We start from the raw sequence: 25,977 nt of genomic DNA, 5'->3' as shown, positions 1-25,977 counted from the left end.
AGGCTTGATCATGACTCTGTAAAACCTGTAGATGCAAGCGCCCGCGCATGACACTGAACGTCTTCGTTGGAAGAAAATGGCTGGGGGAGCGGAATGTCTCGTGAGCGGCGGGTATTGGTAACCGGGGGGGCTGGGTTTCTTGGCTCGCATTTGTGCGAAAAACTGCTCGGCCAGGGAGCTCATGTCATCTGCGTCGACAATTTCTGCACGGGCGCGACCGCAAATATCGCTCACCTCGACGGCAAGACGCGCTTCCAACTGATCGAACACGACGTTTGCCTTCCGCTCGATGTCGAGGTCGACGAGATCTACAATCTCGCCTGTCCCGCTTCGCCGATCCACTATCAGCGCGATCCGGTGCGCACGACCAGGACCAGCGTGCTGGGTGCGCTCAACACGCTCGACCTCGCCATGCGCTATGGTGCGAAAATTCTCCAGGCCTCGACATCGGAGGTTTATGGCGATCCGACTGTTCATCCGCAGGGCGAGGACTATTGTGGCAACGTCAATCCGATCGGGCCGCGTGCGTGTTACGACGAAGGCAAGCGCTGCGCCGAAACGCTGTTTTTCGACTACCGGCGCCAGTACGGCCTCGAGATCAAGGTAGCGCGGATCTTTAACACCTATGGCCCGCGCATGCGGCCTGATGACGGGCGCGTCGTGTCGAATTTCATCGTGCAGGCGCTCGCCGGCCAGCCGGTCTCGCTTTTCGGCGACGGCACCCAAACTCGATCGTTCTGCTATGTCGACGATCTGGTGGACGGGCTGGTGATGCTGATGGCCACGCCGGATGCGGTTACCGGGCCGGTCAACCTCGGCAATCCCTCGGAACATTCGATGATCGACCTGGCCAACAAGGTGCTGACGATGACCGGCAGCACTTCGCCGATGGCGTTCATGCCGCTGCCGGTGGACGATCCTAGGCAAAGAAGGCCGGATATTTCGCTCGCCAAGGCATTGGGCTGGCAGCCGCGCACAACGTTGCGACAAGGGCTTGGGCGCACGATCGGCCATTTCGAGGATCAGTTGCGGCGCATCGAGCCCGCAAAAGTGGATGCTCGACGTGGCGAACATGCAGAGCTCGACGCTATTTATTGATGCGAGGCGGCGGGACGTACCCCTGATATCACGCGGTGGGGACGCCGCATCTTGAAGCGCGGGCCGCAATGGCGATATTCATCGCGTGGCGATTCGCAGGAGATTGAGCTTGTCCGGACTTGCGCGTTTTCTCGGCGACACCCCGCTCAGGGTGTTCATAAAGCTCTTGGTGATCTCCTTCCTCGTCGGCATCGTCATGAGCGCCTTCGGCTGGTCGCCGCTCGACGTGTTCTATCGCATTCACGACTTTGTCCTCGACATCTGGCACATGGGCTTCCGCGCCATCGACCGCTTCCTGAGCTACCTGCTTCTGGGCGCTGCGATCGTCGTGCCAGCCTTCATTATCCTCAGGCTGCTCAGCTACCGGAAATAGGTCAGGCGAAGGCGGCCGCCGTTTCGAACAGGATCGCGTGGCGCGCGGCAAGCGCAGGAGCGTCGTTCGAATAGCCGCCGCCGATGACGCCGCACAGCGGTATGTTTGCCGCGCGAAAATGCTCGATCACCATTCGGTCGCGCCGGCGCAGGCCCTCGTCGCTGAGTGAAAGCCGGCCCAACCGGTCCTCGCGGTGCGGATCGACGCCGGCATTGTAGAACACGATGTCCCAGTCCCTGAGGCGCGACAGGCCGGTCAGCGTGCTGGCCAGTGTCTCGAGATAGGCGTCGTCTTCCGTGCCGTCCGGTAGGCCGATGTCGAGGCCGGAGGCTTCCTTGCGCATTGGATAGTTCTTTTCGGCATGCATCGAGAAGGTGAAGACGGCGGGATTGCCTCCGAGGATGTCGGCCGTGCCGTCGCCCTGATGCACGTCGAGATCGACGACGAGGACATTGGCGACGAGCCCTTCGGCAAGCAGCGCATGGGATGCCACGGCAACGTCGTTGAAGGTGCAGAAGCCCGCACCGTGACTGCGCCGGGCGTGATGACTACCGCCGGCGGCGTTGCAGGCGATGCCATGGCTTAGCGCCAGCCGTGCGGCAAGCAGCGTGCCGCCGGCGGCAAGCTGGGCACGGCGCGACACCCGCTGGTCGACAGGAAAGCCGATCTCGCGCTCGATGCCGGGCGGCACCGCGCAGGCAAGGACCTGTTCGACATAGTCGGCGTCGTGGGCCAGGCGTAGAAGATCCGGCGAAATCGAATCGGGCCGGCTGAGCCCACCCGTCAGGCCCAAAGCGTCGAGCTGCTCCATGAGATGCCGGTACTTGGTCATCGGAAAGCGGTGGCTAGGCGCGAAGCCCGCATCGTAGTCGGGGTGGCTGACGATCTGAAGCGGCATGGACGGACGCTGAACCACCTGATGGGTTTCGCTTGGACATTGAGCTTAATCGGTTGCGCCCGGCGGCGAAACAGGTCCATCTGCCGGCTGGCAGAAAACCTCGGGAGAAGCCGGAATTGGACGACGCCTTACAGGCCAGGCGCAGCATCGCCTTCGACGTCACCAACCGGTCGATCCTGGCGATCGCCGTGCCGATGACGCTTGCCTATCTGACGACGCCGCTGATCGGCCTCGTCGGCACGGCGGTGGTCGGGCAGTTCGGCGACGCTGCCCTGCTGGGCGGCCTGGCGGCGGGGGCGGTCGCCTTCGACGTGGTCTTCACCAGTTTCAATTTCCTGCGCGCCGGCACGACGGCGCTCGTCGCGCAGGCCTTCGGTCGTGGCGACACAGCGGAGGAACAGGCGGTGTTCTGGCGGGCGGCGATCATCGCCATCGTCGCGGGCATCATTCTTGCGCTCACCGCACCGCTGACCTCGCTGGCCGGCCAGTGGTTCATGTCGGCCGAGCCGCGCGTCAACGCGACGCTCGACGCCTATGTGCGCATCCGCATGCTGGGCGCGCCGCTCGCGCTGATGAACTATGCCATCCTGGGTTATGTGCTCGGGCGGGGTGAGGGCGGCTTCGGCCTGCTGCTGCAGCTGGCCCTCAACGGCGTCAACATCGTGCTTTCGATCCTGCTTGGGCTGCATTTCGGCTGGGGTGTGGAAGGTGTGGCTTGGGCGGCGGTTGCCGGCGAGGCCGCCGGCACGCTGGTCGGCCTTGCGGTCCTGCTGAAGCGCTTTTCGCGCGGACCGCTGATATCGCGGGCCCGTATCCTTGATGGGCAGGCGTTCCGGCGCCTGTTCGTGCTCAACCGCGACATCATGATCCGCTCGTTTGCGCTGCTGGCCGCCTTTGCGCTGTTCACGCGGCAGGGCGCCCAGTTCGGCACGGTGACCCTTGCAGCCAACGCCGTGCTGCTGAACCTTTTCCTCGTCGCCAGTTTCTTCCTCGACGGCTTTGCCACAGCAGCTGAACAACTGGCCGGCCGCGCCGTGGGTGCGCGCTATGAGCCGGCCTTTCGCCGGGCCGTATATCTCTGCTCGGTCTGGGGTTTCGCAATGGCGGGCACCATGACCGCAGTGTTTCTCGTCTTCGGAGCCGATCTGGTGGCCGTGATCTCAAGCGCGGAGGATGTGCGCGCGACAGCCGTGGCGTTCCTGCCATGGGCGGCGTTTACCGCGTTGAGCGGCGTGCTCGCCTTCCAGATGGACGGCGTCTTCATCGGTGCGGCCTGGTCGCGCGACATGCGCAACATGATGCTGCTGTCGCTGGCCATCTTCGTCACGGCGCTGCTGGTGCTGACGGCCGCCTTCGGTAATCATGGCCTGTGGGCGGCGCTGCACCTGTTCCTGATCGCGCGTGGACTGCTGCTGCTGTCAGTGCTGGGCCCACGCGCCCGTAGTACCTTTCAGAGCGGCCTGGCCGCCCACTGATCGAGGCGGGTGTCGCGCAGCTCCGAAATGCTCTTGAGCCCCTCGCGGCCGGCAAAATCGGCCATGCCGCGCACAATGCGCGCCGGCAGCGACGGGCCGGCATAGATCATGCCGGTGTAAAGCTGCACGAGGTCGGCGCCGGCACGGATCTTTTCGAGCGCGGTTTCGGTCGAATCGACGCCGCCGACGCCGATGATGGCGCGCTGCGGTCCGAGCAGCTTGCGCATGCGGGCGAGCACTGCCGTCGACCGCTGAAACAGAGGCTTGCCCGACAAGCCGCCGGTCTCGCCTGTGTGCGTAGGACTGCGCAGCGCGGGCCGCGTGATGGTGGTGTTGGAGACGATGACGCCGTCAATGCCCTTTTCGGTGACCTCGCCGGCGATGTCCTCGAGTTCGGCCTCGTGCAGGTCGGGCGCGATCTTGAGGAAGATGGGAACCGGCTGGCCAGCCTCGGCGCGGGCGATCATGACGGCAACCAACAGTTCGGCAAGCTGCTCGCGCGCCTGCATATTGCGCAGGCCCGGCGTGTTGGGCGAGGAGATGTTGACGGTGAGATACGACGCATAGCGGGCGAGCCGCTTCACGCCCTTTACGTAGTCGGTGATGCGATTGGTGCTGTCCTTGTTGGCGCCGATGTTGACGCCGACGATGCCCGGCCGGCCGAAGCGCGCGGCAAGGCGCTTCTCGCAGGCGTCATGGCCCTCGTTGTTGAAGCCGAGCCGGTTGATGACGGCGTCGTCCTCGACCAGTCGGAAGATGCGCGGCTTGGGGTTGCCCGCCTGCGGCAGCGGCGTCACCGTACCAATCTCGGCAAAACCGAAGCCGAGGCTGAGCAATGCGTCAGGCACCTCGGCATTCTTGTCGTAGCCGGCCGCCATGCCGAGCGGGTTGGGGAAGTCGAGACCGGCGACCTTGACGTTCAGGCGCGCGTCGCGCGGCGCACGGCCGCCGACCGGCAGGCCGCAGCGCAGCGCCTTGATCGACATGCCATGGGCTGCCTCGGCATCGAAGCTGAAGAGCAGGTGGCGGCCAAGACGATCGAGTGCGCTCATTCGGATTCCATTTCCGGAAAGTCATGTGTGCCGTCGCTCTTGAGCGGCAGCGGGCGAGCCCAGATCGCGGCGCTGGTTTCGAGCGGGGCATAGAGATGCGGGAACAGCGCGCCGCCGCGCGAGACCTCATATTTCAGCGCCGGCCCGAGTCTGTCGCCGTCGATCGCCACCAGCAGCAGATTGTCCTGGCCGGCGAAGTGTTTCGCCGCCGTCTCGACGACCTGGCTAGCGGTGGAGAAATGGATGAAGCCGTCGGCGAGGTCGACCGGCGCGCCGAGAAAAATGCCGCTGCGCTCGGCATCGCGCCACATCGGCTCGGGGCAGATCTTGTAGATGGTTTTCGTCATAGGCGCGCTATAGGCTGAAAGCACGATACGGGAAAGGGCGGCACGGCTTGCGCCACCGCAATTTGGGCCCATTGCGGCGCGACAATTGCGCCGCCCGTCAATGGAGAGGTTTTATGCGCCGCACTGCCATCTTGCTCGTTCCGCTGCTCGTCGGCCTTGGTGCAGGCGCCTCGCATGCCGCCGAAACCCAGCGCTACCAGATGGAAAAGACCGACAAGGGCTATGTGCGCATGGACACGCAGACCGGCGAGATGTCGATCTGCGAGGAGCGCGACGGCCAACTCGTCTGCAAGCTTGCCGCCGACGAGCGCACAGCACTCCAGGATGAGATCGGTCGCCTGCAGGACGAGGTCAAGGCGATCGAGCAGCGCATCGATAAGCTCGAGAACTCGCTCTCCGCGAGGGGCGAATCGACATTGCCCTCCGAGGAGGAGTTCCAGAAGACCATGGGCTACATGGAGCGCTTCTTCCGTAGCTTCATGGGCATGATCAAGGACTTCGAGAAGGAGGAAAAGGCGCCGCAGCCCGCGCCGGACCCCAACAAGACCTGAGCGGCAAAAGTGCAAAATTGGTTCGACAATGCGCGTGAATTTCCGCTTTGGGGCGAGTTTTCCGTTTAACTGCTTGAAAAGACGCCACCGGGTCGCATAATCGCGCCGACGGTCCAAGACTCATACAACTGTCTGGACCTCGGGAGGGATATTTGTCGGCAGGCCACAAGTTCGTCATCGCGGACGATCATCCGCTTTTCCGCGGAGCCCTCAAGCAGGCGATTGCCGGTTTGGCCGATGTGTCGAGCGTGCTCGAGGCTGGCGACTTCGAAAGCGTGAAGGCGATCGTCGCAGCCAACGAGGACATCGACATCGTTCTGCTCGATCTTTCGATGCCAGGCGCCAGCGGGCTTTCCGGGCTGATTTCGCTGCGCGGCATCCATGCCACCGTGCCGGTGGTGATCATTTCGGCGCATGACGATCCTGAAACCATCCGCCGCGCGTTGGAGCTTGGCGCCTCCGGTTTCATTTCGAAGTCGGCGAGCATGGATGAAATCCGCAACGCGGTTGAAAGCGTGCTTTCGGGCGAGATTTCGGCGCCCGCCGATATCGACCTCGGCGTCGAGCGCGATCCGGAGATATCCGACCTGATCAAGCGGCTGCAATCGCTCACCCCGCAGCAGACGCGGGTGCTCGGCATGCTGGCCGAGGGGCTGCTCAACAAGCAGATCGCCTACGAACTCGGCGTGTCCGAGGCGACCATCAAGGCGCATGTCTCGGCAATCCTGCAGAAGCTCGGCGTCGACAGCCGCACCCAGGCAGTCATCCTGCTTTCCAAGATCGGCGGCGAGCCGCGCCCGGTGTCGTAGGGCATGATCCCGAAAAGTGGATGCCGGTTTTCGGAAAAGATCATGCTCAAGCGATAGGTCGCTATTCTGCTGCGTGCGCCATGCGCCGCATGCGGTTCATCATCGAGCGCAGCACTGCGGGCTTCAGCGGCTTGTTGAGCACCGCGACATTCATGTCGTCGGCCGCCGCGCGCACCTCGTTCGAGCGGTCGGCGGTAATCAGCACGGCGGGCGTCGTCTCGCCAAAAGTGGCGCGCAGCTTCGCGATGACGTCGAGGCCGTTCTCATGGTCGAGATGGTAGTCGGCGAGGATGATATCAGGGGCAGGACCGCCCGTTTGGTCGGCGGCGAATTCGGCCGAGCCTGAGTAAGTCCGGACCACACAGCCCCAGCCTTCGAGCAGCAGCCGCATGCCTTCGAGGATGCGGGCGTCATTGTCGACGCAGATCACCGACAGGCCGTTGAGCACGGCGGATGCCTGCATGCGCGGCCGAGCGGCAGTCGTGGCCGGAACCGCTTCCGCTGTCGTGACCGGCAGGAGAACGGAGAAGCGCGTTCCCTTGTCCTTTTCCGAGTTGATGCGGATTTCGAGCCTGAGCACGCGCGCGATGCGGTCGACAATTGATAGCCCCAGCCCGAGCCCCTGGGCTTCGCGCATGCCGTCGTCGAGGCGGGTGAATTCGTTGAAGACGGTGCCGAGCTTGTCGGCGGCGATGCCGATGCCGGTGTCGATGACCTGGATTTCGGCGAGTTCGCCGCGCCGCCTGACCCCGACCAGGATCCGCCCGCTGCGGGTGTATTTGACGGCGTTGGAAACGAGGTTCTGGATCAGCCGGCGCAACAGGTTGCGGTCGGTGTCGACCGCCAGCGTCGATGGCACGATCACCAGGTCGAGATTCTTGGCCCGCGCCATGGGCTGAAAGTCGGTGCCGATCTGGCGCAGGAGGCCGTCGAGGCGGAACACGGTCTCGGCCGGCTTCATGGCGCCCGCATCGAGACGCGAGATGTCGAGCACCGCGCCCAAAATGGTCTCCACCGACTCGAGCGAGGATTCGATGTTGCGCGCGGCCTGGCCGGCATTGCCCTTGCCTGATTTTTCGATCAGCGACGAGCAGTAGAGGCGGGCGGCGTTGAGCGGCTGCAGGATGTCGTGACCGACGGCCGCCAGGAAGCGCGTCTTGCCGAGATTGGCTTCCTCGGCCAGCATCTGCGCCTGCGCCAGTTCCTCATTCACGCTGGTCAACTCGGCGGTGCGGCTCTTCACGCGTTGTTCCAGCGATTCGTTGGCGCGCTTGAGCGCAAGGTCGGCGGCGACGCGCGCGGAGATGTCGGTGTAAGTTGCCACGACGCCGCCATCGGGCATCGGGTTGGAGCGCATCTCGATGATCCGGCCGCTGGTCTTCATCTCGAGCTGCCATGGCCCGGAGAAGCTGGTCAGGCGGTTGAGCGAGCTCAACCGTGCGGCCTGCTCGATCTCCCCGGTCGCCACGAGATGGCCGAGGATGCGGTCGATCGAGACGCCGACCTGGCCCATGTCGTCGGGTAGATCGAACAGGGACCGGAATTGCCGGTTCCAGCAGATCAGGCGGAAATCCTGGTCGAAGACGGTGATCCCCTGTTCCATCTGGTCGAGCGCAATCTGCAGCAGGTCGCGATTGTGCTGCAGCGCTTCGGTGGCGTCGTCGAGCAGGCGGAACGTGTCCTTGGCGGAATTGTCGCCGCGCTTGAACAGCAAGGACAGGATCAGGCGCGCGGAGGACGAGCCGACTGCGCTCGCCATCAATTGTTCGGAGAAGCGGATCACATCCATGCTGGCGGGGTCGTTGCCGTTCAGCTTGCTGCCGCTCTCCATCTGGAACGTCTGGAACGAACGCTCGGTGCGCTCGACGCCGAGATAGCGGGAGATGGTGTCCTTGAGGTCGTTGACGGTGATGGCCGTGCGGAAACGGCGCAGGGAGGGCATCGGGCTCGCGTCGCGCGGCACGAAGATCGAGGCCTGGATGCGTTCGAGCGGCACGGACGCGCGCGACAGCGAGCCGAAGACGAAGAACAGCGTGTTGACCGCGAGGCTCCAGAGGACGCCGTGGTTGAGCGGCTCGGCGGCCGTGCCGAACAGGGCCTGCGGGCGCAGTGCCTCGATGCCGAACAGGCCGTCGGCGATGATCGACGCATCGGCCCCCACCAGCGAGGGCAGCAGCAGTGTGTAGCACCACATGGCGATGCCGGCAGTCATGCCGAGCGCTGCGCCGCGCGCATTGGCCCGGCGCCAGATGAGGCCGCCGATGAAGGCGGGCGCGAACTGCGCGATGGCCGCGAACGACATCAGGCCTATCGAGGCCAGCCGCGCACTGTTGGTGCTCTCGCGATAGTAGAGAAAGGCCACGAACAGGATGATGAAGATCGAGGCGCGGCGGATGTTGAGGATGATCTCCGACCAGTTCTCGGTGCCGTCGGATTTGATCTTGATCAGCCGCCGCACGAAGATCGGGATGACCAGGTCGTTGGAGATCATGATCGACAGCGCGACGCTCGCCACGATGACCATGGCGGTCGCTGCCGATAGGCCGCCGATGAAGGCCACCATGGCGAGCAGATCATGCCCCCTCAGCAGTGGCAGCGACAGCACATAGAGGTCGCTGCTCGTCGCATGGCCGACGATCGACAGGCCGGCGAAGGCGATCGGCAGCACGAACAGGTTGATCGCCACCAGATAGGCCGGAAAAACCCAGGTCGCGGTGCGCAACTCGCTTTCGCTGCGGTTCTCCACGATCATGACGTAGAACTGGCGCGGCAGCATGATGATGGCAAAGCCGCTGATGACGGTGACCACCAGCCAGGTGCCGAGCGAGGTCCCGTAGCCCATTGCGTCGCCGACCTGCTCGTTGGCGGTGAAGCTGTCGAGCATGTCGCCCGGTCCGTCGAACAGGCCGAAGGTGACGAAAATGCCGACGGCCAGGAACGCGACCAGCTTGACGGTCGATTCGACCGCCACTGCAAGCACCAGCCCATCCTGGTGTTCGGTGGCATCGGCGTGCCGGGTTCCGAACAGCACCGCAAACAGCGCCAGTAGCGCCGCCACGATCAGCGAGATGTCGCTGACGAACGGATCGAAGGACGGGGGCGCACCGGTATAGTGCTCAACCATAAGGCTGACCGAGCCCGAGATCGCCTTGAGCTGGAGGGCGATGTAGGGGATGGCGCCCACGGTGGCGATCAGGGTGGCGATGGAGGCGACGGCAAAGCTCTTACCGTAGCGCGCGCCGAGGAAGTCGGCGATCGAGGTGATCTTCTCGGCCTTGGCCAGCTTGATGATGCGGCTGAGCAACGGGAAACCGAAGACGAAGACCAGCATCGGGCCGATATAGATGGCGAGGAACTCGAGCCCGCGCTCGGAGGCAAGCCCGACCGAGCCGAAGAAGGTCCAGGACGTGCAGTAGATGGCGAGGCTCAGCGCATAGATGAACGGCCGTGGACGGCCCGGTCCCCAGCTTGCAGCACGGCGGTCGCCGATGCTCGCGATGGCGAACAGCAGCGTCACGTAGGCGATGGCGATGAAGACGATGGCCAAGCCCTGCACGGTTTGCGCTCACTCCCCTGGATAGGTCTGTTTCTTCGCCGCGAGGCAATCACAGCTGGGCGGGCAAGTCCATTATCCTTGTTTCCTAGGAGCGCGACTCGCGGCTTCCCGCAACTCACATTGGCAGGTTTTGCGGGCGGAGCTTTTTGCTATGGTGGCGCGATCCCGGCGATGAACTGAATGTATAGATTCGCCGCACTGCAGATCATGACCAGGAGGGTACGATGCTAAAGGAATTCCAGGAATTCATCTCCAAGGGCAATGTGATGGATCTCGCCGTCGGCGTCATCATCGGCGGTGCCTTCGGCCTGATCGTATCGTCGTTGGTGGCGGACATCATCATGCCTGTAATCGGCGCAATCTTTGGCGGCTTCGACTTCTCCAACTACTACCTGCCGCTGTCGTCCAAGGTGACCGCCGACACGCTCGTGGAAGCCAAGAAGCAGGGTGCCGTGTTCGCCTATGGCAACTTCTTCACCGTGGTGATCAATTTCCTGATCCTGGCCTGGATCATCTTCCTGATGGTCAAGGGCGTGAACACGATGCGCCGGAAACTGGAAAAGCAGAAGGAGTCCGAGCCCGCTGCTCCGCCGCCCGCCGACGTCCAACTGCTCACCGAAATCCGCGACCTGCTGGCCAAGAAGTAGAAGCCCGGCCGTTATCTGGTCCTGGCATGTCGAAAAACCCCCGGCTGGCTGGTCCACCGGGGGTTTTTTCATTTGCACAGGCGCGCTACGACTTGTGGCTGGAGCCAACTTTCAATTCTGGGTGATCATGAGCCTCATCGATATGGTTCGCGCCGAAGCCCGCCTCGCGCCGGTAAGCGGCATCGAAGCAGTGGCCAACTACGGGCGCGACCGCGCCGGCCTCATCCCGCTGTGGTCGGGCGAGGGCGACATGCCGACGCCCGATTTCATCAATTCGGCGGCAACGCGGGGTCTCGCCAATGGCGAGACATTCTACACTTGGCAGGCTGGCATCCCGGAACTAAGGCAGGCGCTGGCCCGCTACCACAAGCGCCATTTCGGCATGGACTTTGCCGAGGACGAATTCCTCGTCACCATCGGCGGCATGCAGGCGATCACGCTGGCGCTGCAGGCGGCAGCGGGTGCCGGCGACGAGGCGCTCTACCTGGCACCGGCCTGGCCTAATTTCGCCGGTGCGGCGGGAGTCGCCGGGGTGAAGCCGGTGCCGGTTCTGCTCGACATGAGCGACAATGGCTGGACCTGCGACGTCGAGAAGATCGCCGCCGCCATCACCCCGCGCACCAAATGCATCTTCGTCAACACGCCGTCCAATCCGACCGGCTGGACCGCGGACCGCGAGACGCTGCAGGCGATCCTCGACCTGGCGCGCAAGCACAATCTCTGGATCATCGCCGACGAAATCTATGCGTTGTTCCATTTCGGCGGACGCCGCGCAGCCTCCTTCATGGACATCATGGAGCCTGAGGACAGGATCCTGTTCGTCAACACCTTCTCCAAGAACTGGGCGATGACCGGCTGGCGCGTCGGCTGGCTGCGCACGCATCCCTCGCTTGCCCGCATGTTCGAGAACCTGATCCAGTATTCGACTTCAGGGGTTGCGCAGTTCATGCAGCGCGGCGCGATTGCCGCGCTCGACGAGGGCGACGGCTTCATCGCCGAGCAGGTGGAACGCGCGCAAAAGGCGCGCGACATCGTCTGCCGGGTGCTTGGCGAGACGGGCAAGGTCCGCTTTAGCGTGCCGCCGGGCGCTTTCTATCTGTTCTTCTCGGTCGACGGCATGAAGGATGCCGAGCGGGCCGCTTTCGACATCGTCGACAAGGCCGCCGTCGGCGTCGCGCCCGGAACGGCTTTTGGAGCGGGCGGCGAGGGTTTCTTGCGGCTATGCTTCCACCGTCGTCTCGACCAGGTCGAGGAAGCGGCGCACCGGCTGGCGAAGTGGATCAACGAACGGTAGCCGTCGAAGAGCATCGAATACGAAAAGGCCCGAAAACCGATGCCGGTTTTCGGGCCTTTTCAATAGACTGCGTTACCGCTCAGCCGCCCGAGGTCGGCACCAGCAGTGGAATGATGCGCTCGCTCCTGGCAACCTCGGTGTGGCCTTCGGTGCGATAGGGGATGCCGAGAGCGTTCCAGGTCTCGATCAGCGCGTCCTTCAGCGTCTCGATGAGGGCGTCATCGTGGAACGGTGTCGGCGTGATGCGCAGGCGCTCGGTGCCGCGCGGCACCGTCGGATAGTTGATCGGCTGGATGTAGATGCCGTGGACGCCGAGCAGGCGGTCGGACGCCATCTTGCAGAGTTCGGGATCGCCGACGAGGATCGGCACGATGTGCGTCGGCGATTCCATCACCGGCAACCCCGCACCGGCAAGCACGTGCTTGGCGTGAGCCGCCTGACGCTGCTGCGCGTCGCGCTCGGCCTGCGAATTCTTGAGATGGCGGATCGAGGCGGTGGTGGCAGCCGCGATCGCCGGCGGCAGCGCGGTGGTAAAGATGAAGCCCGGCGCATAGGAGCGCACGGCGTCGACGACGGCGCGGGTGCCAGTGATGTAGCCGCCCAGCGTGCCAAAGGCCTTGGCCAGCGTGCCCTCGATGATGTCGATGCGATGGGCGATACCCTCGCGCTCGGTGATGCCACCGCCGCGCGGGCCGTACATGCCGACCGCATGGACCTCGTCGATGTAGGTCATGGCGTTATATTTGTCGGCGAGGTCGGCTATCTCCTTGATAGGTGCGATGTCGCCGTCCATCGAGTAGACGCTTTCGAACACGATCAGCTTGGCGCGCTCGCGGCCGGCAGCCTGAAGCAGGTTTTCGAGATGGGCGACGTCGTTGTGGCGGAAGATCTTCTTTTCGGCGCCCGAGCGGCGCACGCCCTCGATCATCGAGGCGTGGTTCAGTTCGTCGGAAAGGATGAGGCAGTTCGGCAGAAGCCGGGCGATGGTCGAGATCGCCGCTTCGTTGGAAACGAAACCGGAGGTGAAGACCAGGCCGGCTTCCTTGCCGTGCAGGTCGGCGAGTTCATGCTCGAGCTCGACCAGCGGATGGTTGTTGCCGGAAATGTTGCGCGTGCCGCCGGCGCCGGTGCCCATGTTGCCGGCAGCCTGTTGCATGGCCGCGACCACATCGGGGTGCTGACCCATGCCGAGATAGTCGTTGGAGCACCAGACGGTGATCTCCTCGGCCTTGCCGTTGGAGCGCCAGATGGCGCGCGGAAACTTGCCGACGATGCGTTCCAGATCGGCGAAAACACGGTAACGGCGCTCGGCGTGGACCTGGTCGATCGCTTCTTCGAAAAACCGCTGGTAGTTCATTTCGACGTCCCAATTCTTCAACCGCGAGCATAATCAACGGCTGGTTCGGCGTCCATTGACCGATTTTGGTCAAAATGCCACGCCCTCGACGGTCGCCATCGACCACGTGATGGCGAAACGTCCCTTGATGTGGATCAAGTTGGCCTGCGACGGAATGGACGCAAGTCTTCGCCAAGCCAGTCAAAGAATGTTGATCGCCTCGATCGATCGCCGACTGGGACCTCGCTTTCCGGTTAACTTCCGCGCTAGAGAAAGGGACAGAAGTTCTGCAAGGAGAGGGTACTATGGCGGTTCTGGTAACGGGTGGAGCAGGCTACATCGGCAGCCACATGGTCTGGGAACTGATCGATGCCGGCGAGCACGTCGTGGTGCTCGACAGGCTGTCGACCGGCTTCCACTGGGCCGTCGCCCCCGAAGCGACGCTGATCAAGGGCGACATCGCCGACAAGGAACTGGTCGGGCAGATCATCCGCGACCACGGCATCGATGCCATCATCCACTTTGCTGGTTCGATCATCGTGCCGGAATCGGTCGCCGACCCGCTTGGCTATTACGAGAACAACACCTGCAGGACCCGCAGCCTGATCGAGTCTGCGGTGCGCGGGGGTGTCGCGCATTTCATCTTCTCGTCCACCGCCGCCGTCTATGGGGCAGCCGGTATCGAGCCGGTGCGCGAGGACGCCCGGCTTGCGCCTGAGTCGCCCTATGGCCTTTCCAAGCTAATGAGCGAATGGATGCTGCGCGATGCGGCGGCAGCGCACCCGCTGCGCTATACCGCGCTGCGCTATTTCAACGTCGCCGGCGCCGACCCGCGTGGCCGCACCGGCCAGTCGACCAAGGGTGCCACCCATCTGATCAAGGTCGCCAGCGAGACAGCACTTGGCAAGCGGGCGTCAATGCAGGTCTTCGGCGACGACTACGCGACCCCTGATGGCACTTGCGTGCGCGACTACATTCACGTCTCCGACCTCGCCGCAGCCCACCGGCTGGCGCTCGCCCGCTTGCGCGCCGGCGGCGGCAATCTCGTCGCCAACTGCGGCTACAGTCACGGTTATTCGGTGCTCGAGGTCATCGAAAGCGTGCGGCGGGTCCATGGCGCCGACTTCAAGGTCGAGATGGGCGGGCGCCGGCCGGGCGACGCCGCCTCCGTCGTCGCCAATTCCGATCTCGCGCGCGGCGAACTCGGCTGGACGCCCGCCCATGACGACCTCGACGGCATCGTCCGCGACGCGCTCAACTGGGAGAAGCTGCTGACGCGCAAGAACTCGACCAGCGCCTGATCCCGCCGCAAATGGCGGGTTTCTGCGGCTTTCTCTCGAAATTTGCCGCAACAGGCGCTAATGGTGTGCCCGAGGAGCCAGGCTCCCAACGGTAAAAGGTTCCCGACAGAGCCTGATGTCGACCAGGGTACGACATGAAAATCCTCGTTCTTGGCGCGGGCGTGGTGGGAACCGCGGCCGCCTACTATCTGTCCCGTGACGGCCACGACGTGACGGTGGTGGAGCGCCATCCGGCGGCGGCGCGGGGCACCAGCTATTCCAATGCAGGCCTGGTGTCTCCCGGCGATGCCACCGCCTGGGCCACGCCCGCGGCGCTGAAGACCTTCATCAAGTCGCTGTACACGCCCGACCTCGGCATCAAGGTCAGGCTGCAACTCGATCCCTTCTTCTACGCCTGGAGCCTGCGCTTCCTGTTCCAGTGCACCAGCACCAGGGTGCGCGAGAACACCAAGGCCAAGCTGAAACTCGCGCTCTATTCGCGGCTCTGCATCAACGAGATCTCGTCCGAGACGGGCATCAGTTATGACGAGCGCGCCCGTGGCATCATGTATTTCTTCCGCTCGCAGGAAAGCCTCGACCATGGCGAAAGGATGTATGGCTTCCTTGCCGAGCATGGGCTCGACATCGAGGTCGTCGACCGCAACCGGTTGGTGGAAATCGAGCCAGGCCTCGCCGCTGCCAAGGACGGCATTGCGGGTGCCATCTATTCGCCGATGGACCAGACCGGCGACTCACGCAAGTTCGTCGAGGCGCTTGCCGCCCATGCAGAACAGAAGCTCGGCGTGAAGTTCATGTTCGACACCAATGTCGAGGACCTGATCGTCGAGGGCGACCGCGTTGCCGGCGTCAAGACCTCGGCCGGCCGCCTCGACGCCGACGCAGTGGTCATCGCCATGGGACCGGAAAGCGGGCTGCTCGGCCGCAGTAACGGCATCGACCTGCCGGTCTACCCGGTCAAGGGCTACACGGCGACCATGCCGCTGATCGACCCGGCCAAGGGGCCAACCATGGGCGGCGTCGACGAGGACAGGTTGGTGGCCTATTCGCGGCTCGGCGACCGACTGCGGTTGGCCTCCACCGCGGAGTTCGCAGGCTTCGACCGCAGCCACAAGCCCGAGGATTTCAAGCGCCTGTTCCAGACGACTCAGGAATTGTTCCCCGGTGCCGTCGATCCGGCCAAGGCCGAGGTCTGGGCCGGGCTCAGGCCGATGATGCCGGGCTCGGTGCCGGTCATCGGTCCGGCCCGCTACAAGGGCCTCTATCTCGATACCGGCCACGGACATGTCGGCTGGACGATGGCCTGTGGGTCGGGAAAATTCCTTGCCGACCTGGTGGCCGGCCGCAAGCCGGAAATCGATCCCGAGGGTCTGGTCTACAAGGACTGAGCCAAGCACCGGGCCGGTACGCACAGGCCGGCCGTCAGCCCGTTTCGAAGTCGCCAGGCTGCGGCGGGGCGATCGGCGTGAACAGCGTCCGATCCGGCTTGAGGTCGAGCAAGGGCGTGCCGTCGAGACAGTCCAGCCCGCGCACCGCAAGCACGTTGCCCTCGACGCCCAGCAGTTCGACGATGGAGGTGCCGATCGGGTTGGGCCGCACCGGCGAGCGCAAGGCAAAGGTGCCGCGCGCCATGCCATCATTGGCCGGACTCTGGTGGACGAGGTCGCGCCGCGACAGGTGAAGCCAGTAGAGCACCTCGAGCCGGGCAAATTTTTCCACACCTTCTAGCGCTGCCACCCACGGCTCGAAGATCTCGATATGGCAGACCGGGCCATCGGCGCGCCCCTGGCGCGGTGTCGTCAGCCGCGACGTCCACGGTGTGTGGATGCGGCCGATGAAGTAGAGGCCCGCGTCGTGCCGGGCCGGCAGCGCGACGGCGCTTTCGCCGGCGCGAATCTCGTTTTCGCGGACCATGCTCAGTTCACCGCGACCATGACGTCGGATGCCTTGATGATCGCATAGGCTTCCTTGCCGGCCACGAGGTTCAATTCGTCGACAGATTCGTTGGTGATCGAGGCGGTGACGACCGGGCCGCCGATGTCGATGCGGACATGCGAGGTGGTGGCACCTCTGGTCACCTCGACGATCTTTCCCTTGATCTGGTTGCGGGCGCTGAGCTTCATGGCGCATTCCTTTCGCTGAGGGTCGGGGTGCAGACATGGCGGCCTGCGGCTTCAAGAAAGGCGACGGCGACACCCACACCATAGAGCGCTTCGAGCGATCGGGAAGTCAGCACTTCGGCTGGCGTTCCCTGCGCCACGATGGTGCCCGAGCGCATCAGCGCGACGCGGTCCGCGCAGGCAAAGGCATGGCCGGGGTCGTGGGTCGAAACCACCAGCGCCATGCCCGACGCGGCGAGTGCCGAAATGCGCGTCAGCACGCGCGCCTGGTTGCCGAAGTCGAGGCTGGCGGTTGGCTCGTCCATGACGATCAGCTGCGGCTCCTGGGCGAGTGCGCGGGCGATCAGCGTCATCTGGCGCTCGCCCCCGCTGATCTCAGTGAACGGGCGGAGGGCCAGGTGGGAGATGCCGAGCGTTTCGAGCGAAGCGTGGGCGAGCGCGCGGTCGCCGGGGGAAGGCGCGGCGAAAGTGCCGATGCGGCTGGCGCGCCCCATCAGCACCACGTCGAGCACCGAGAAGGGGAAATAGGTGCCGGTGGCCTGCGGCACGTAGGCGACACGGCGGGCGAACTCGCTGCGCGAGAACTCCGAGACATCGCGGCCGTCGAGTTCGAGGTGGCCGCCCTGGCGGGGCAGCAGGCCGAGCAGCGTCTTGAACAGCGTGGTCTTGCCGCAGCCATTGGGGCCGAGCAGGCAAAGCACTTCGCCGCTCGAGACCGACAGGCTGACGTCCTCGCCGATGCGGGCACCGCGATAGCCGAAGGCGAGATGTTCGGCAAAGAGCCTCATTTCCAGCCCCGTCGCGTCGTCAGCAGCAGGTAGAGGAAGAACGGCGCGCCGATGGCGGCCGTCAGGATGCCGAGCGGGACCTCGATCTCGGCGATGCTCCGGGCGAGGGTGTCGACGCCGACCATGTAGCCGGCGCCAATGAGCATCGAGGTCGGCAGCAGCCGCGAGAAGTCGGGGCCGACGATCATGCGGGCGACATGTGGCACCAGCAGGCCGATCCAGCCGACGATGCCGGAGATCGAGATGGCGGCTGCCGTCATCAAGGTTGCGGCGGCGACGACGACCATGCGGATCCAGCGGGTCTCGACGCCGAGCGCGCGCGCTTCTTCGTCGTCGAGCGTCATCAGGTTCATGCGCCAGCGCAGCAGCACCATCGGGACGAGTGCGATGACGACCGCGGGGAGGATGGAGACGAGGTCTTGCCGGGTGATGCTGGCGAGGCTGCCGAGCAGCCAGAAGGTGATGGCCGGCAACTGGTTGTAGGGATCGGCGAGCACCTTGAGCAGGGATACGCAGGCGCCGAGCAGCGCACCGATGGCGACGCCCGCCAGCACCAGGACGAGGATCGGGTCGCGCTCGCGCACTGCCGCGCCGATGGCATAGACCAGCGCGACCGCGGCTAGGCCGCCGGCGAAGGCGAGGCCCTGGATGGCCAGCACCGACAGCGACAGGAAGATGCCGGCGACGGCGCCCAGGCTGGCGCCGGCTGATACGCCGAGTATGTCTGGCGAGACCAGCGGGTTGCGGAACAGGCCCTGGTAGACGGCGCCTGCCGCCGCGAGCGATGCACCGACCAGGATGCCGGCGCCGACGCGCGGCAGGCGCACGTTCCAGACCACGGTTTCCACGGTTGGAGCCACGCCGCTGGCCGCGCCGGTGATCTTGGCGACGACGACGGCGGCGATGTCGCCGGCCGTCACCGGAAATCTGCCGGTCAGGCTCGCCGCAAGGATAATGCTCGCAAGCAGCACCACCAGCGCGCCGATGGATATCGGCCCGGCTCGCAGGAAGCTCTGGTGGTGCTGCAAGCGATTGGCTTCCGGTCGAAACTCAGGGCTTCGGGCCGGAGTCGGCAAGCAGCTTGCCGAGTTGTTCTTCGGTGAGATCGACATGATAGAACAGCTTGTAGAAGTCGCGCGTCTCGGCCTTCAGATCGACTTCGGCCTTGCCGGGATAGAGCGCCGAAGTGAGCCAGGCGATGCCGATGGCACGGTTGACGCCGGGGGGCGCGTCGAACCAGCCGAAGGGCCGCGCCGGTGCGCGAAACACCCGCCCGTCCTTCACCGCCTTGATGCTCGCCCATGACGGATCGGAGAGCACCGCTTCCTGGAATTTCGGGCTGAGCGTCAGGATCACGTCGGGGTCCCATGACAGGATCTGTTCCAGCGAAACATTGGCGAGGCCGCCTTTGCCGGCGGCTTCGGCGACATTGGTGGCGCCGACGGCCGGCAGCACTTCCATGTTGATCGAGCCGGCGAGGCCGGTTTCCAGCCCGTCTGGGCCGCGGCCGTAGTAGACGCGCGGGCGCTGGTCGGCTGGAATGTCGGCCACGACCTTGTCGAGCCGCTGCGTCGCGGCCTCGGTATAGGCCGCGAGCTTTTCCGCCTGTTCCTTCTCGCCCAGCAGTTCGCCGACCTCGCGCAGCGATTTCGGCGTGCTGGCGAAAGTGCCGTCGATGAGCACGTAGGGGATGCCGGTCTGTTCCTGCACCTTGTCAGCCATCGACGCATAGGTCGGGTCGACCGTGCCGACGTCGAGGATGACGTCGGGCTTCATCGCCAGCACGGATTCCAGGTTGGCGGTGTCGCCCTTGCCGGTCAGGCGGCCGTGGACGGGCAGGTCGCGATAAGGTGCTGCGATGAACTCCTTCTCGTCGTCCTTGAACTCTCGGACCCAGCCGACCAGCTTCTCAGGCGCGACCGAATAGAGCAGCACCGAGGCCGGCGGGCCGGCGGCCACGACGCGCGTGATCTTCTCGGGCAGCGCCACCTTGCGGCCCGCGGCATCAGTGAAGATGCGTTCTTCGGCGGTCGCCAATGGGACGAAGCCGCCGAGGGTGGCGGCGATGGTCAGAACGGAAAGCAGGAATGGACGGCGTTTCACGGGTTTCGATCCAGGCAATGATAAGGGATATATTCAGCCAAATATAGCGATGCCCATTGTTATGTTTGATCAGATATAACGGTCAAGTGGATTTCGCCGTCTGTCCCATCCGATTTGGCGTGGCATCGGCTTGACCCGAGGGGGGCAGTCGGCGAGGCTGGCGCCGAAACCGGAAGACCCTAAGGAAACGTCCTCATGTATGCACATATCCTCATCGCCACCGACGGCTCCGAACTGGCGCAGAAGGGCCTCGAGCACGGCCTGAACCTCGCCAAGGGTCTCGGCAGCAAGGTCACTGTGATGAACGTCACCGAGCCTGCGCCGATCTTCGCGTCGGCTGGCATGTACGGCCCGGTGGCAACGGCGGAAGATATCATCTCCTACCAGAAGTCCGGTGAGGAGTATGGCGCCAAGGTCCTGAATGCCGCGAAGAAGCGAGCCGGCGAACTGGGCGTCAATGCCGAGACGCTGCATGTCGAGGAGATGTGGGCGGCCGAGGCGATCAACCAGATCGCGCAGGACCAGGGCTGCGACCTGATCGTCATGGCCTCGCATGGTCGCCGCGGGCTCGGCCGGCTCATTTTGGGCAGCCAGACGGTCGACGTCCTGACCAACAGCAAGGTGCCGGTGCTGGTCGTCCGTTGAACGCACCGACCTGGAAACAAAGAAAAGGCCTCCCCGGCGAAGTGCCCGGGAGGCCTTTTTGCTGAGTGGCGCGGCTCAGACGATCTTGCCGCGGGCCGGAACCGGCCAGAGCTCGGGTGCGCGGTCCTTGCCGTAGACATAGACGCCATCGACCATGTTGGTGACGACGCAGGCATGGTTGGGGACGATGCGCAGCCGCTGGCCGACGGTGAGATTGATGTCGCCCTCGGTTTTGAGACGCCCATGCTCTTCCGACAGTTGGTCGATGGCGATGTCGGGCCGACCAAGGACATGGCCATGGCCGGTCAGGCCGAGCAGATCCGAGGTCAGCGTCTTTGAGCCGGCGTCGATGATGGCGCGGTTGGGGGCGGGGACCGAGACGACGGTGGCGAGCACGGTCAGCGCGCAATCGTCCCAGCCGCACACCCCGCGCGCCACTAGCGAGCGGTCGTTGTAGACGTAGGTGCCGGGGCGGTACTCGGTTGTGGCTGGCACGAGATGCGCCGACATCATGTCCGGCGAGCCGCCCGAGGTGATGACCGGGACGGCGATGCCTTTCGTTTCGATCAGCGCCTTGGCCTCGGTCATGAAGGCTTGGACCTTGGCAGCACCGCCCACCGGCGGGTAGGTCATCAGGCCGGCGAAATGCAGGCCGGGGGCGGCGGCGATGCGTGCGGCTAGCTCGGCCGCTGCCTGTGGCGAGCCGACGCCGCAACGGTCGGCCCCCGTGTTGCATTCGACAAAGACATTGAGCGCAGCGCCCGCCGCCGAGAAGGCTGCCGACAGACCGTCCACCACCGTTGTGTTGTCGGCGACGACTGCGAGCCGCACCTTGCGCGAGAGTGCGAGCAGTGCCTGCAGCTTGTCTTCGCCGAGGATGTTGTAGGTGATCAGCACGTCGGTGATGCGGTCGCTGCCCACGACCATCGCTTCGGCTTCCGATACTTTCTGACAGGTGATGCCGACAGCGCCTGCATCAAGCTGCAGTTCTGCCACGGCCGGCAGCTTGTGAGTCTTGATGTGCGGCCGAACCTTGAGGCCATGGCTGTCGGCATAGGCCTGGAAGCGCGCGATATTCCGCTTCGCCACATCGATGTCCACCAACACGGCGGGCGTCTGAATCTCGTCGAACATGCCTTGCTTTGCCTCCAAATCGAAACGCCGGGGAGCTTGCCTCCGAACCGCTTGACAAACAATGCCGCCTACATTCTGATACGTCAATCCATTATTCAGGACAGATGTCCATAATAATGGACATCGTAAGGGGAATTCATTTTAGGAGGAATGGTCACATGAAGACGTCTCTCTCCGCGGCCGTTGCCGCGCTCGCGCTGATGATCGCCATGCCTGCCGGCGCGCAGGAAAAACAAAGCAAGCTCGATGAGGTTCTGGCGCGTGGCCATCTGGTCATGGGCACCGGCAGCACCAATGCGCCGTGGCACTTCAAGAGCGCCGACGACAAGCTGCAGGGCTTCGACGTCGACATGGGCCGCATCGTCGCCAAGGCGCTGTTCGGCGATCCGGACAAGATCGAATACGTCAACCAGTCATCGGACGCGCGTATTCCGAACATCACCACCGACAAGGTCGACCTGACCTGCCAATTCATGACCGTGACCGGCGAACGCGCCCAGCAGATCGCCTTCACCATTCCCTATTATCGCGAGGGCGTTGGCCTGATGCTCAAGGGCGACAGCAAGTATGCCGATTATGCGGCGCTCAAGGCTGCCGGCTCGGGCGTCACCATCTCGGTGCTGCAGAACGTCTATGCAGAGGCGATGGTGCATGCCGCACTGCCCGAGGCCAAGGTCGACCAGTATGAATCCGTCGACCTGATCTATCAGGCGCTGGAATCGGGCCGGGCAGATGCGGTTGCCACCGACCAGTCGTCGCTGGCCTGGTACATGAAGCAGAACCCCGACCGCTACAAGGACGCCGGCTACGGCTGGAACCCGCAGACCTATGCATGCGGTGTCAAGCGCGGCGATCAGGATTGGCTGAACTTCGTCAACACCGCTCTCCATGAGGCGATGACCGGCGTCGAGTTCGACTTCTATGCCAACTCTTACAAGACCTGGTTCGGCAAGGAACTGGCTCCGCCGCAGATCGGCTTCCCGGTCGAATACAAGTAAGCTTGTTCAGGCCTTGGCGTGCCCCCTGGAGGGGCGCGCCATCTTCTCCATTCGGACGGCACCATGGGTTACACCCTCAACTTCTCGGCGGTCTGGCGCAGCTTCGACCTGCTGCTGCAGGGCCTGGCGCTCAGCCTCGCGCTCGCCTTCGTGGCGATCGGCATCGGCTGCCTCATCGGCCTCGTCACCGCTTTCGGCTTGCTGTCGAAGCGGGCGGTGCTGCGCGGCCCGGTGCAGGTCTATGTCACCATCATCCGCAACACGCCGATCCTGGTGCTGGTGCTGTTCACCTTTTTTGCGATGCCGCAGATGGGCATCCGCCTGGGCAAGATCGAAAGCTTCGTCGCCACGCTGTCGATCTATGCCGGCGCCTACCTTGCAGAGGTCTTCCGCGGGGGGCTGCTGGCCGTGCCCAACGGGCTCAAGGAAGCCGGCCTCGCCATCGGCCTGACGCAGGCGCAGATCCGCACTTCGATCGTCATTCCGCTGATGCTGCGCAATGTGCTGCCTTCGCTCTCAAGCACGATGATCTCGCTGTTCAAGGACACTTCTCTGGCCGCGGCCATCGCGGTGCCGGAACTCACCTTCGAGGCGCGCAAGATCAATGTCGAGAGCTTCCGCGTCATCGAGACCTGGATGGTCACGAGCCTTCTTTATGTCGCCACCTGCTCCGTGCTGGCTGCGCTTTTGCGCCGGCTCGAGAAGCGCATGTCCATCCCGAGGTGACCGACATGGAACTCGTCGCATTCCTCGAAACGCTCTGGCTCGCCCGCATCCCCATCCTCAAGGGGCTTGGCGTCACCGTTTCCATCTCGCTGCTGGCGATCCTGGTCGGCACGGTGTTGGGCGTCGGTGTCGGTCTGGCGCTGACCTACGGCAACAGGCCGTTGCGCTGGCTGGTGCGCGGCTACACCGACTTCATCCGCGGCACGCCCGTGCTGGTTCTGGTTCTGGCGAGCTACTACGTGCTCGGCACCATCGGCATCGATCTCGGGCCGTTCCAGGCAGGTGTTCTGGCGCTTGCCGTGTTCTGTAGCTCGCATGTCGGCGAGATCGTGCGCGGGGCGCTGCAGTCGATCCCTGTGGGGCAGACCGAGGCCGCCAAGGCGATCGGGCTGACTTTCCCGCAGACCTTCGCCTATGTGCTCGGCCCCCAGGCGCTGCGTCAGGTGCTGCCGGCCTGGGTCAATACCGCTGCCGAGATGGTCAAGGCGTCGACGCTTCTGTCGATCATCGGCGTCGCCGAACTGCTGCTCCGGACGCAAGAGTTGATCTCGCGGACCTTCATGAGCCTCGAATTCTATCTCTTCGCGGGCTTCCTCTACTTCGTCATCAACTACGGCATCGAGCGCTTCGGCAAGTACGTCGAACGCAAGACCTCGATCCCCTCGTGAGGCCGACCCAATGACCGGCAACCTTCTCGAAATTCGCGACCTGCACAAGCGCTACGGCGAGGTCGAAGTCCTCAAGGGCGTCGACTGCACCATGGCCCAGGGCGACGTCATCTCCATTATTGGCTCGTCGGGCTCCGGCAAGACGACCATGCTCCGCTGCATCAACATGCTGGAGGAGTTCCAAGGCGGCTCGATCCGCATCGACGGCGAGGAGATCGGCTACGAAACGGTCAACGGCACCCGTCGCCGCAAGAAGGAAAAGGAAATCGCCCGCCAGCGCGCGATGACCGGCATGGCTTTCCAGCAGTTCAACCTGTTTCCGCATATGAGTGCCGCCGAAAACGTCATGCTCGGCCTGGTCAAGGTCAAGGGCATGCGCCGCGACGAGGCTCGGACCCTCGCCGAAAAATGGCTCGACCGCGTCGGCCTGGCAGAGCGCCGCGACCGCTATCCCGGCCAGCTTTCGGGCGGCCAGCAGCAGCGCGTGGCCATCGCCCGTGCCATTGCCATGAACCCCAAGCTGATGCTGTTTGACGAGGTCACCTCCGCTCTCGACCCGGAACTGGTCAACGAGGTGCTGCAGGTCATCAAGGACCTCGCCCGCGACGGCATGAGCATGCTGCTCGTCACCCACGAGATGCGCTTTGCCTATGAAGTGTCCTCGCGCGTCATCTTCATGAACCAGGGTCGTATAGGCGAAGAGGGCAACCCGCGCGAGATGTTCCTGAAGCCGCAGACAGAGCGGCTGGCGGAGTTCCTCAAGACCTCAACCTTCAACTAGTATTCGGAGAATAGACATGACGATCACGCGTTACGGCACCGGCCAGTCCGGAGCTGGCAAGCAGGCGCTGCCCTTCGCCCGCGCTGTCGAGGCCAATGGCTGGCTCTATGTGTCCGGTCAGGTCGCCATGGAAAACGGCGAGATCGTCGGCGGCGGTATCATCGCTCAAACACGCAAGACGATGGAAAACGTCATCGCCATCCTCGAGGAAGCTGGCTATGGCCTCGAGCATGTCGTGCGCGTCGGCGTCTGGCTCGACGACCCCAGGGACTTCTGGTCCTTTAACGGAGTCTATGCCGAGTATTTCGGCGACCACCCGCCGGCGCGCGCTTGCGTGCAGTCGAGTATGATGGTCGATTGCAAGGTCGAGATCGACTGCGTTGCCTACAAGGCGCCGTGAGTCGGCCGCAGATTTCACAGCAGATCCGCCGGGGAGGCGGCGCATGGACCAGGTTTCGGACGACATGATCAACAGGCGGGCGCGCGGTCTCGATCGCGCCTTCGAGATCCTGAATTTCCTGCGCCTGAAACGTCAGCCGCTGCGTCCCAACGAGATCGCCCAAGGCATCGGCGCGCCGCGTTCCTCGGTCTACGAACTGGTCAATCTTTTGATTCGGCAGGGCATTCTGGAGTATCGCGGCGATGATGGCCGCGTCTTCCTCGGTCGCAAGCTTTACTTCCTCGGCATGGCCTATGCCGAGCAGTTCGACTTGATGCGCGAATGCGACAAGCTGCTTGGCAAGATCGCCGAGGAGACGCGCGAGACCGCGCAGATGTGCCTGCTCGAAGGCAACAAATACACCGTCGCCCAGATGAAGGAGGGCCTGCGCCCCTTCCGCATCTCGTCCAATGTCGGGGACCCGGTGGCGATCCCCTGGACGGCTTCGGGCCGGCTCCTTGTCTCGCATATGAGCGACGACGAGATCCTGGCCTTCATCCCCAGGGACGATTTCCGCCTGCCCAATGGCGACTGGCTCGACCCGGCGGAGTTCATCGCCGAAGTGCGCGAGGCAGCCAGGGTCGGCTATTTCACGTTCAACAGCACGGTCGAGACCTTCACCCATTGCTTTGCCGTGCCGGTCTACCAGGCCGACCGCATCTGCGTGGCCACGCTCTGCCTGGTTGCGCCGCGCGAGGATGGGCTGAAGAACCACGCGCGCTATCTCAAAAGCCTGCTCGATGCGGCTGCGGATTTGTCCAGTCGCCTTGGCCACATGGCTGACGAGGACGGGCAGGGCGCGCGTGCCCGGCCGGCGATTGGCGCTTGATCTGAAACGAAG

Annotated in this window: 27 protein-coding genes; 16 read left to right on the top strand and 11 right to left on the bottom strand. The window is 64.2% G+C overall.

The genetic code is table 11. The features are described 5' to 3' along the window. Positions 1-93 precede the first annotated feature (93 nt). Positions 94-1,098 carry a UDP-glucuronic acid decarboxylase family protein gene (locus ABSY17_RS20025; protein WP_378944511.1) on the top strand — a complete coding sequence of 335 codons (1,005 nt, stop codon included), beginning with the start codon at positions 94-96 and terminating at the stop codon, positions 1,096-1,098. 109 nt (positions 1,099-1,207) lie between these two features. Next, a complete protein-coding gene (locus ABSY17_RS20020) occupies positions 1,208-1,471 on the top strand; it encodes a DUF6460 domain-containing protein (RefSeq protein ID WP_378944508.1) in 264 nt (87 codons plus the stop codon). 1 nt (position 1,472) lies between these two features. Here the strand turns inward: ABSY17_RS20020 and ABSY17_RS20015 are convergent, their stop codons facing one another. Further along, on the bottom strand, positions 1,473-2,369 hold the full coding sequence (locus ABSY17_RS20015; RefSeq protein WP_378944505.1) for a histone deacetylase: 897 nt from the start codon (positions 2,367-2,369) through the stop codon (positions 1,473-1,475). A 116-nt stretch (positions 2,370-2,485) separates the two neighbouring features. Here ABSY17_RS20015 and ABSY17_RS20010 point away from each other — a divergent pair, with 116 nt between their 5' ends. Further along, positions 2,486-3,844, top strand: a complete 1,359-nt coding sequence (locus ABSY17_RS20010; RefSeq protein ID WP_378944502.1) for an MATE family efflux transporter — start codon at positions 2,486-2,488, stop codon at positions 3,842-3,844. Here the strand turns inward: ABSY17_RS20010 and ABSY17_RS20005 are convergent. After that, positions 3,820-4,896, bottom strand: a complete 1,077-nt coding sequence (locus ABSY17_RS20005; RefSeq protein ID WP_378944499.1) for a quinone-dependent dihydroorotate dehydrogenase — start codon at positions 4,894-4,896, stop codon at positions 3,820-3,822. The genes ABSY17_RS20010 and ABSY17_RS20005 overlap by 25 nt on opposite strands. Continuing rightward, the gene (locus ABSY17_RS20000) at positions 4,893-5,243 is read right to left on the bottom strand and encodes a DUF952 domain-containing protein (RefSeq protein ID WP_378944497.1); all 351 of its coding nucleotides are present in this window, start codon (positions 5,241-5,243) and stop codon (positions 4,893-4,895) included. The genes ABSY17_RS20005 and ABSY17_RS20000 overlap by 4 nt, the downstream gene beginning before the upstream one ends. Before the next feature lie 113 nt (positions 5,244-5,356). Here ABSY17_RS20000 and ABSY17_RS19995 point away from each other — a divergent pair, with 113 nt between their 5' ends. Next, positions 5,357-5,794 (top strand): hypothetical protein, encoded by a 438-nt coding sequence (locus tag ABSY17_RS19995; protein WP_378944494.1) that lies wholly within the window; start codon positions 5,357-5,359, stop codon positions 5,792-5,794. A 152-nt stretch (positions 5,795-5,946) separates the two neighbouring features. Then, complete coding sequence (locus tag ABSY17_RS19990) at positions 5,947-6,603, top strand: response regulator transcription factor (RefSeq protein WP_378944491.1); 657 nt, start codon at positions 5,947-5,949, stop codon at positions 6,601-6,603. A 61-nt stretch (positions 6,604-6,664) separates the two neighbouring features. Here ABSY17_RS19990 and ABSY17_RS19985 read toward each other — a convergent pair whose 3' ends face one another. After that, positions 6,665-10,159, bottom strand: a complete 3,495-nt coding sequence (locus tag ABSY17_RS19985; RefSeq protein ID WP_378944489.1) for a NahK/ErcS family hybrid sensor histidine kinase/response regulator — start codon at positions 10,157-10,159, stop codon at positions 6,665-6,667. A 224-nt stretch (positions 10,160-10,383) separates the two neighbouring features. Between ABSY17_RS19985 and mscL the strand changes: the two genes are divergently transcribed. Together mscL and ABSY17_RS19975 are read left to right on the top strand one after the other, a co-directional pair. Then, the gene (mscL, locus tag ABSY17_RS19980; RefSeq protein ID WP_378944486.1) at positions 10,384-10,806 is read left to right on the top strand and encodes a large conductance mechanosensitive channel protein MscL; all 423 of its coding nucleotides are present in this window, start codon (positions 10,384-10,386) and stop codon (positions 10,804-10,806) included. 127 nt (positions 10,807-10,933) lie between these two features. Further along, entirely contained in the window at positions 10,934-12,100 is a 1,167-nt protein-coding gene (locus ABSY17_RS19975) for a pyridoxal phosphate-dependent aminotransferase (RefSeq protein WP_378944484.1), read from the top strand. Between the two features lie 79 nt (positions 12,101-12,179). On the opposite strand, the gene hemA is transcribed toward ABSY17_RS19975, so the two are convergent. Then, on the bottom strand, positions 12,180-13,457 hold the full coding sequence (hemA, locus tag ABSY17_RS19970) for a 5-aminolevulinate synthase (protein WP_378944481.1): 1,278 nt from the start codon (positions 13,455-13,457) through the stop codon (positions 12,180-12,182). A gap of 284 nt (positions 13,458-13,741) precedes the next feature. On the opposite strand from hemA, the gene galE reads away from it, so the two are divergent. Beyond that, positions 13,742-14,737 carry a UDP-glucose 4-epimerase GalE gene (gene galE, locus ABSY17_RS19965; RefSeq protein WP_378944478.1) on the top strand — a complete coding sequence of 332 codons (996 nt, stop codon included), beginning with the start codon at positions 13,742-13,744 and terminating at the stop codon, positions 14,735-14,737. 134 nt (positions 14,738-14,871) lie between these two features. Continuing rightward, complete coding sequence (locus ABSY17_RS19960) at positions 14,872-16,122, top strand: D-amino acid dehydrogenase (RefSeq protein WP_378944476.1); 1,251 nt, start codon at positions 14,872-14,874, stop codon at positions 16,120-16,122. 34 nt (positions 16,123-16,156) lie between these two features. On the opposite strand, the gene tsaA is transcribed toward ABSY17_RS19960, so the two are convergent. The 5 genes from tsaA to ABSY17_RS19935 are packed head-to-tail and all read right to left on the bottom strand — an operon-like array spanning position 16,157 to position 19,745. Then, on the bottom strand, positions 16,157-16,648 hold the full coding sequence (gene tsaA, locus ABSY17_RS19955) for a tRNA (N6-threonylcarbamoyladenosine(37)-N6)-methyltransferase TrmO (RefSeq protein WP_378944473.1): 492 nt from the start codon (positions 16,646-16,648) through the stop codon (positions 16,157-16,159). 2 nt (positions 16,649-16,650) lie between these two features. Then, on the bottom strand, positions 16,651-16,857 hold the full coding sequence (locus ABSY17_RS19950; RefSeq protein WP_378944470.1) for a molybdopterin-binding protein: 207 nt from the start codon (positions 16,855-16,857) through the stop codon (positions 16,651-16,653). After that, positions 16,854-17,642 (bottom strand): ABC transporter ATP-binding protein, encoded by a 789-nt coding sequence (locus tag ABSY17_RS19945; RefSeq protein ID WP_378944467.1) that lies wholly within the window; start codon positions 17,640-17,642, stop codon positions 16,854-16,856. The genes ABSY17_RS19950 and ABSY17_RS19945 overlap by 4 nt, the downstream gene beginning before the upstream one ends. Then, positions 17,639-18,670, bottom strand: coding sequence for a FecCD family ABC transporter permease (locus ABSY17_RS19940; protein WP_378944464.1), 1,032 nt, complete (start codon positions 18,668-18,670; stop codon positions 17,639-17,641). Before ABSY17_RS19940 ends, ABSY17_RS19945 begins: the two co-directional genes overlap by 4 nt. Positions 18,671-18,692: 22 nt before the next feature. Further along, positions 18,693-19,745: an iron ABC transporter substrate-binding protein gene (locus ABSY17_RS19935; RefSeq protein ID WP_378944460.1), complete on the bottom strand. Its 1,053-nt coding sequence runs from the start codon at positions 19,743-19,745 to the stop codon at positions 18,693-18,695. A 195-nt stretch (positions 19,746-19,940) separates the two neighbouring features. Here ABSY17_RS19935 and ABSY17_RS19930 point away from each other — a divergent pair, with 195 nt between their 5' ends. Beyond that, the gene (locus tag ABSY17_RS19930; RefSeq protein ID WP_378944457.1) at positions 19,941-20,390 is read left to right on the top strand and encodes a universal stress protein; all 450 of its coding nucleotides are present in this window, start codon (positions 19,941-19,943) and stop codon (positions 20,388-20,390) included. 75 nt (positions 20,391-20,465) lie between these two features. Here ABSY17_RS19930 and ABSY17_RS19925 read toward each other — a convergent pair whose 3' ends face one another. Then, positions 20,466-21,524 carry an alanine racemase gene (locus ABSY17_RS19925; protein ID WP_378944454.1) on the bottom strand — a complete coding sequence of 353 codons (1,059 nt, stop codon included), beginning with the start codon at positions 21,522-21,524 and terminating at the stop codon, positions 20,466-20,468. Positions 21,525-21,682: 158 nt separating this feature from the next. Between ABSY17_RS19925 and ABSY17_RS19920 the strand changes: the two genes are divergently transcribed. From ABSY17_RS19920 to ABSY17_RS19895, 6 genes are all read left to right on the top strand, one after another. Then, a complete protein-coding gene (locus ABSY17_RS19920) occupies positions 21,683-22,522 on the top strand; it encodes a transporter substrate-binding domain-containing protein (RefSeq protein WP_378944452.1) in 840 nt (279 codons plus the stop codon). Positions 22,523-22,585: 63 nt separating this feature from the next. Further along, on the top strand, positions 22,586-23,248 hold the full coding sequence (locus ABSY17_RS19915; RefSeq protein ID WP_378944449.1) for an amino acid ABC transporter permease: 663 nt from the start codon (positions 22,586-22,588) through the stop codon (positions 23,246-23,248). A gap of 5 nt (positions 23,249-23,253) precedes the next feature. After that, positions 23,254-23,916 (top strand): amino acid ABC transporter permease, encoded by a 663-nt coding sequence (locus ABSY17_RS19910; RefSeq protein WP_378944446.1) that lies wholly within the window; start codon positions 23,254-23,256, stop codon positions 23,914-23,916. Positions 23,917-23,926: 10 nt separating this feature from the next. Further along, a complete protein-coding gene (locus ABSY17_RS19905; RefSeq protein WP_378944444.1) occupies positions 23,927-24,697 on the top strand; it encodes an amino acid ABC transporter ATP-binding protein in 771 nt (256 codons plus the stop codon). Between the two features lie 16 nt (positions 24,698-24,713). Further along, on the top strand, positions 24,714-25,097 hold the full coding sequence (locus ABSY17_RS19900) for a RidA family protein (RefSeq protein ID WP_378944441.1): 384 nt from the start codon (positions 24,714-24,716) through the stop codon (positions 25,095-25,097). A gap of 43 nt (positions 25,098-25,140) precedes the next feature. After that, a complete protein-coding gene (locus ABSY17_RS19895; protein ID WP_378944438.1) occupies positions 25,141-25,965 on the top strand; it encodes an IclR family transcriptional regulator in 825 nt (274 codons plus the stop codon). Positions 25,966-25,977: the final 12 nt, after the last annotated feature.

The sequence above is a fragment of the Mesorhizobium sp. ANAO-SY3R2 genome (assembly GCF_042466635.1).
Lineage (GTDB): Bacteria > Pseudomonadota > Alphaproteobacteria > Rhizobiales > Rhizobiaceae > Aminobacter.
Note: the sequence above shows the minus strand (reverse complement) of the source record. Positions and strands in the feature narration are given on the sequence as shown.